This window comes from Kitasatospora nipponensis, assembly GCF_039528135.1.
Taxonomy (GTDB): domain Bacteria; phylum Actinomycetota; class Actinomycetes; order Streptomycetales; family Streptomycetaceae; genus Kitasatospora; species Kitasatospora nipponensis.
The window spans coordinates 1-505 of record NZ_BAAALF010001218.1 but is presented as its reverse complement, the minus strand read 5'-3'; the positions used below and the strand labels follow the sequence as shown (position 1 = coordinate 505).

Here is a 505-nt window from a genome sequence, read left to right as displayed (position 1 = left end):
CGTCCAGGAAGGCCTCCTGCCCACAGGAGGCGAAGACCTTGTGGGCGCTCTTGCCGCTGAACGAGAGCCGCAGCGAGAACAGGTACACCTTGGTGGACACGCCGTTCAGCTGGATCCACACGTCACCGAAGTCGACCTCGGCCTCGTCCCCGGGGCGGTGGGTCTGGGGGATGAACGCCTGCGGTGGCCCGCGGGCCTCCTCGACCCGGATCTCCGGGCCGCGCCCGGCGATGTAGGAGCGGAGCATCGCGTAGGACACGCCCTGGGCCCGGTGCTCGCCGAACAGCCGAACGAAGACCCGCTTGGCGGTGTGCCTCTGCTTGCGCGGCGCGTCCAGGTCCTCCCGCAGGATCTGGTCGATGACCACCTTGTACGGGTCCAGGCGAGATGCCCGGGCCGGAAGCTCCTTGCGCGCGGCCGGCCAGACCGACTCCAGCGCCATCGCCACCGTCCTGCGGCCAACCCCGTACTTGGCCGACAGAGCCCTGCTGGACAGCCCTTCGAC

General features: G+C 69.9%; 1 pseudogene. It reads right to left on the bottom strand.

Going from position 1 to position 505, the window contains the following annotated elements:
* A pseudogene (locus ABD323_RS45735) lies at window positions 1-442 on the bottom strand (IS21 family transposase); the annotation flags it as partial.
* Window positions 443-505 lie beyond the last annotated feature (63 nt).